This is a genomic window from Trebonia sp. (assembly GCF_030042015.1).
Classification (GTDB): Bacteria; Actinomycetota; Actinomycetes; order Streptosporangiales; family Streptosporangiaceae; genus Trebonia.
Genome location: NZ_JASIAL010000506.1, coordinates 1 through 5,099, shown reverse-complemented (window position 1 = coordinate 5,099; position 5,099 = coordinate 1). Strand labels below are relative to the sequence as shown.

Annotated in this window: 5 protein-coding genes and 2 pseudogenes; 4 read left to right on the top strand and 3 right to left on the bottom strand. The window is 75.2% G+C overall.

The features are described 5' to 3' along the window. From Q1N79_RS27120 to cobJ, 3 genes and pseudogenes are all read left to right on the top strand, one after another. Positions 1–200 (top strand): annotated as a pseudogene (locus Q1N79_RS27120) (precorrin-3B synthase); the annotation flags it as partial. Then, on the top strand, positions 187–813 hold the full coding sequence (locus Q1N79_RS27115; protein WP_300613855.1) for a precorrin-8X methylmutase: 627 nt from the start codon (positions 187–189) through the stop codon (positions 811–813). The pseudogene Q1N79_RS27120 and the gene Q1N79_RS27115, both read left to right, overlap by 14 nt. Beyond that, on the top strand, positions 810–2,336 hold the full coding sequence (gene cobJ, locus Q1N79_RS27110) for a precorrin-3B C(17)-methyltransferase (protein WP_300613853.1): 1,527 nt from the start codon (positions 810–812) through the stop codon (positions 2,334–2,336). Before Q1N79_RS27115 ends, cobJ begins: the two co-directional genes overlap by 4 nt. On the opposite strand, the gene Q1N79_RS27105 is transcribed toward cobJ, so the two are convergent. Beyond that, entirely contained in the window at positions 2,324–3,070 is a 747-nt protein-coding gene (locus Q1N79_RS27105; RefSeq protein ID WP_300613851.1) for a cobalt-precorrin-6A reductase, read from the bottom strand. The two genes, cobJ and Q1N79_RS27105, sit on opposite strands and share 13 nt — an antisense overlap. Positions 3,071–3,117: 47 nt before the next feature. On the opposite strand from Q1N79_RS27105, the gene cobF reads away from it, so the two are divergent. Next, positions 3,118–3,909: a precorrin-6A synthase (deacetylating) gene (cobF, locus tag Q1N79_RS27100; protein ID WP_300613849.1), complete on the top strand. Its 792-nt coding sequence runs from the start codon at positions 3,118–3,120 to the stop codon at positions 3,907–3,909. 93 nt (positions 3,910–4,002) lie between these two features. Here cobF and cobM read toward each other — a convergent pair. Then, a pseudogene (gene cobM / locus Q1N79_RS27095) lies at positions 4,003–4,680 on the bottom strand (precorrin-4 C(11)-methyltransferase); the annotation flags it as partial. After that, positions 4,677–5,099: precorrin-6Y C5,15-methyltransferase (decarboxylating) subunit CbiT (locus tag Q1N79_RS27090; protein ID WP_367185148.1), on the bottom strand; the 423-nt coding region annotated here is incomplete at its 5' end. The gene Q1N79_RS27090 and the pseudogene cobM, both read right to left, overlap by 4 nt.

The window sequence follows — 5,099 nt, the reverse complement described above, 5'->3', positions numbered from 1 at the left end:
TGCGGGTGACGGCGTGCGCCGGGCGGCCAGGCTGCGCGAGCGCGCTGGCCGACGTGCAGGCGGGCGCGGCCGCGTTCGCGGCACGCTGGCCGGGACGGCTCGTGCACGTCAGCGGCTGCGCCCGGCACTGCGGCCGCCCCGCCGCCACCGAGATCGACGTGACCGCCACCAGCGAGGGATACCAGGTTGCCGGGGTTTGACTACATCCGCGACGGCGCGGAGATCTACCGCCGCTCGTTCTCCGCCATCAGGGCCGAGGCCGACCTCGCCCGCTTTCCCGCCGACATCGCGCGGGTCGTCGTCCGGATGATCCACTCCTGCGGGATGGCCGACCTGCCCGCCGACGTCGGCTACAGCGACGGCGTGGTGGGGGCCGCGCGGGCCGCGCTGCTTCGCGGCGCGCCGGTCCTGTGCGACGCGCAGATGATCGCCGCGGGGATCACCAGGCGGCGGCTGCCCGCGGGCAACGAGGTCATCTGCACGCTCGGCGACCCGGCGGTGGCGCCGCTCGCGCAGCGGCTCGGGACCACGAGGTCGGCGGCGGCGGTCGGCCTGTGGGGCACGCGGCTGACCGGGGCCGTGGTGGCGATCGGCAACGCGCCGACCGCGTTGTTCCGGCTGCTTGAGCTGCTGGCGGACGGTGCGGGCGAGCCGGCCGCGGTGTTCGGCATCCCGGTCGGGTTCGTGGGAGCGGCGGAGTCGAAGCTCGCGCTCGCGCAGTCCGGCCTTGAGTACCTGGTGGTCCACGGGCGCCGCGGCGGCAGCGCGATGACCGTCGCCGCGGTGAACGCCGTTGCGAGCGAGGACGATTGAACGACGGAACCCTGTACGGCGTCGGGCTCGGGCCGGGCGACCCGGAACTGGTCACGGTGAAGGCCGCGCGGCTGATCGGCGCGGCGGACGTCGTGGCGTACCACTGCGCCCGGCACGGCCGGTCGGTCGCCCGGTCGATCGCCGAGCCGTACCTGCGCGGCGACCAGGTCGAAGAACAGCTCGTGTACCCGGTCACGACCGAGGTCACCGACCACCCGGGCGGCTACGAGGGCGCGATGGAGGAGTTCTACGAGGCGGCCGCCGCCCGGCTGATCGCGCATCTGTCGGCCGGCCGGGACGTGGTGCTGCTCGCCGAGGGCGACCCGCTTTTCTACAGCAGCTACATGCACATGCACAAGCGGATCAGCGGCCGGTTCGCCACCGTGATCGTGCCCGGCGTCACGTCGGTGAGCGCCGCGTCCGCCGCGCTTGCCATGCCGCTCGTCGAAGGCGATGACGTGCTGACCGTGCTGCCGGGCACGCTCGGCCGCGAGCAGCTGGCGGACCGGCTGCGCGGCACCGGGGCGGCGGCGATCATGAAGATCAGCCGCGGCTACGCCGACGTGCGCGCGGCGCTGAAGGACTGCGGGCGGCTGGACCAGGCGTACTACGTCGAGCGCGCCTCCGGGGGACGGCGGCAGGTCATCGAGCGTGCGGGAGACGTCGACCCGGCGGCGGTGCCGTACATGTCGCTGGTCATCATCGCCGGCGCGGAAGCCGCCGGGCATCCGGTGCCCGCGTCGCCCGGTCCCGACGGCGAGCGTGACACCGGCCCGGGGCGCGTGGACGTCGTGGGGCTCGGCCCCGGCGGGCGCGACTGGCTGACCCCGCAGGCGGCGGCGGCGCTGGCCGCCGCCGACGACCTCGTCGGCTACGCGCCCTACGTGGACCGCGTGCCGCCCAATCCCAGGCAGCGGCGGCACGGCAGCGACAACCGGGTGGAGGCACAGCGCGCGGAGTTCGCGCTCGACCTGGCGCTGCGCGGCCGCCGGGTCGCGGTCGTCTCCTCTGGCGACCCTGGCGTGTTCGCCATGGCCTCGGTGGTGCTCGAGGCGGCCGCGGCAGATTCCCGGTTCGCCGGGATACCGGTCGCCGTCGTGCCAGGGATCACCGCCGCGCAAGCGGTCGCCGCCCTGGCCGGCGCGCCGCTCGGCCACGACTACGTCACGCTGTCGCTGTCGGACCGGCTCAAGCCGTGGGCGGTCATCGCCCGGCGGCTTGCGGCGGCAGCGGCCGGCGACTTCGCCATCGCGATCTACAACCCGGCGTCACGGTCCCGGCGGCAGCAGCTGGCCGACGCGCGGGCGCTGCTGCTCACGCACCGGGACGCCGCCACTCCGGTGGTGGTCGGCCGCGCCGTCGGCACCGACGACCAGCAGGTCACGGTGACGACCCTGCGCGAGCTCGATCCCGCGCAGGTCGACATGAGCTGCCTGGTCATCGTCGGCTCCAGCCAGTCCCGGGTGGTGCGCGACAGTTCGGGCGCGGCCCGGGTGATCACGCCGCGCCGCTATCCCGGCTGATCCCCGCTCTGCCCGCCGATCCAGCGCAGCGCCTCGGCGACCGTCGCCGCGACAGCGCTGCCCGGCGGCGGCGGCGGGCGCCGCACCATGACCACCTGGACACCGAGGTCCGCGGCGGCCCGCAGCTTCGCGGCCGTCATGGGGCCGCCGCTGTTCTTGGACACCAGCAGCCCGATCCGGTGCTCGCGCAGCAGCGCCGACTCCCCCCGCACCGTGTACGGGCCGCGGTCGAGAATCAGCGTCATGCGCGGCGGCACGGCTCCCTCCGGCGGGTCGACGGTCCGGACGAGGAACCGGTGAGCGTCGTCGGCGGCGAAGGCGGCCAGGTCACGGCGGCCCGTGGTGAGGAACACGCCGTCGCCCGGCCAGGCCCGCACGGCCGCGACCGCCTCGGCCATGTCAGCGGCCAGCTGCCAGGAGGGGTCGGCCGGCCAGGCGGGACGGCGCAGCACGAGCCGCGGCACACCCGCGTCGGCGGCGGCCAGCGCCGCGTTCGCGCTGATGCCGCCGGCGAACGGGTGCGTCGCGTCGATGAGATGGGTGATCCCCTCCTCGCGCAGGAAGGCGGCCAGGCCGCCCGCGCCGCCGAACCCGCCGACGCGGACCGGGCCGTCGGGAAGCCGGGGAGCGCGTACCCGGCCCGCCAGCGATGACAGCACGTCGGCGCCTTGCGCCACGAGCAGGGCGGCCAGCTCCCGCGCCTCACCGGTTCCGCCGAGGATGAGGATGCGCACCTGACCAGGCTAGTGCCGGGCCCCGGCGGGTGCGGGAGGATGGGCGGATGCGCGAACTGCTCCTCATCGGCATGGGTCCCGGGCACCCTGACCAGATCACCGTCCAGGCCGTCAATGCGCTGAACCGGGTGGACGTGTTCTTCCGCATCGACAAGGGCGACGCGAGATCCGGGCTGAACGCGGCCAGGGACGAGATCCTGCGCCGGCACGTGACCCGCCCCGGCTACCGGGTCGTGGACATCCCCGAGCCGCCGCGCGACCGGTCGCCGTCCCTGACCGCGGATGAGTACCAGGGCGCGGTGCGGGACTGGCACGACGCCCGCGCGGAGCTGATCGCGACGGCGATCGGCGACGAGCTCGGCCCGGACGGGGTGGGCGCGTTCCTCGTGTGGGGCGACCCGTCGGTCTACGACTCGATGCTGCGGATCGCCGGCCGCGTCCTGGCGCTCGGCGGCGTCCGTTTCGACTATTCCGTGATCCCCGGCGTGACCAGCGTGCAGGCGCTCGCGGCGGCGCACCGGATCCCGCTGAACAGGACCGGCGAGCCGATCTTCATCACGCCGGCCCGCCGGATCGCCGGCGGCCTGCCCGCGGGCCTCGACAGCGCCGTGGTCATGCTGGACAGCGGGTTCACCGCGGCCGGGTTCGACGACCGGAGCCTGTCGGTGTTCTGGGGCGCCTACCTCAGCACCCCGGACGAGGTGCTGATCTGCGGGCCGCTTGCGGAGGTCGCGGCGCAGATCACCGCGACCCGCGCCGAGCTGCGCGAGCGGCACGGCTGGATCATGGACACCTACCTGCTCCGCCGGGACCGGGAGCAGCCGGCGGGTGAGGAGTAGCCACTGTCCGTTCGGGATAATGGGTCTTAAGCCGCGGTCCCGGCCGGGCGAGTACAGATGGCTGTCGCGGAACCCCTCGGCTGCCAGCACGTTCCCGACGATGATCACCGCGGTGCGCCGCACCCCGGCGGCGAGCACCTGCCCGGCGATGTCCCCCAGCGTGCCGCGCAGGACGACCTCCCGCTGCTGGCTGGCGTACGCGACGACCGCCGCGGGGCAGCCGGGGCCGTAGCGCGGGACGAGTTCGGCGGTCACCTGCTCGATGCGCGCCGCGGCCAGGTGCAGCACCAGCGTCGCGCCGGTGACGGCGAGGCTGGCCAGGTCCTCTCCCGGCGGCATCGGGGTGGCCTGGTCCGCGATCCTGGTGAGCACGACCGTCTGGCCGACTCCCGGCACGGTCAGCTCACGCCGCAGGGCCGCGGCCGCGGCGGCGAACGCGGGCACGCCCGGGGTGACGTCGTAGGCGATCCCCGCCCGGTCCAGGCGCCGTGCCTGCTCGGCGATCGCGCTGAAGACGGCCGGGTCGCCGGAGCAGAGCCGGACCACGTCCAGTCCCGCGGCGTCGGCTTCGGCCATGGCCCCGACGATCTCGTCCAGGGTGAGGCCGGCGGTGTCGATCAGGGTGGCGCCTCGGGGGCAGTGCGCCAGGACCTCGGCGGGGACGAGGCTGCCCGCGTACAGGCAGACCGGGCACTCCTGCAGCAGGCGCTGGGCGCGGACGGTGATCAGGTCAGGTGCGCCCGGTCCGGCGCCGACGAAGTGGACGGTCACGAGCTCTCCTGACTCCCCTGACTCCCCTGGCCGCTTTCCCGCGGGCCGGGTGCCTTGCGGATGGACCACTGGACGACAGGCAGCGCCGGCCGCCAGGCCGTGTAAGAGCCGAGCTCCGCGGCGCGCTCCACGCCGATCCTGGTCAGGGTGCCGCCGAGACGCCGCCGCCAGTCCGCCAGGACGGCCTGGCCCTCGAGCGTGACCGCGTTCGCGACAAGCCTCCCGCCGGGCCCGAGGGCGTCCCAGCAAGCGCGGACGACACCTTCGGCGCTGACGCCGCCCCCGATGAAGACCGCGTCGGGCGCGGGCAGCCCGGCCAGCGCCTCCGGCGCGGCCCCGGCCACCACGGAAAGTCCCGGCACGCCGAGCGCGGCGGCGTTGCGGGCGATGCGCTCGCGGCGGTTGGCGCGCGGCTCGAT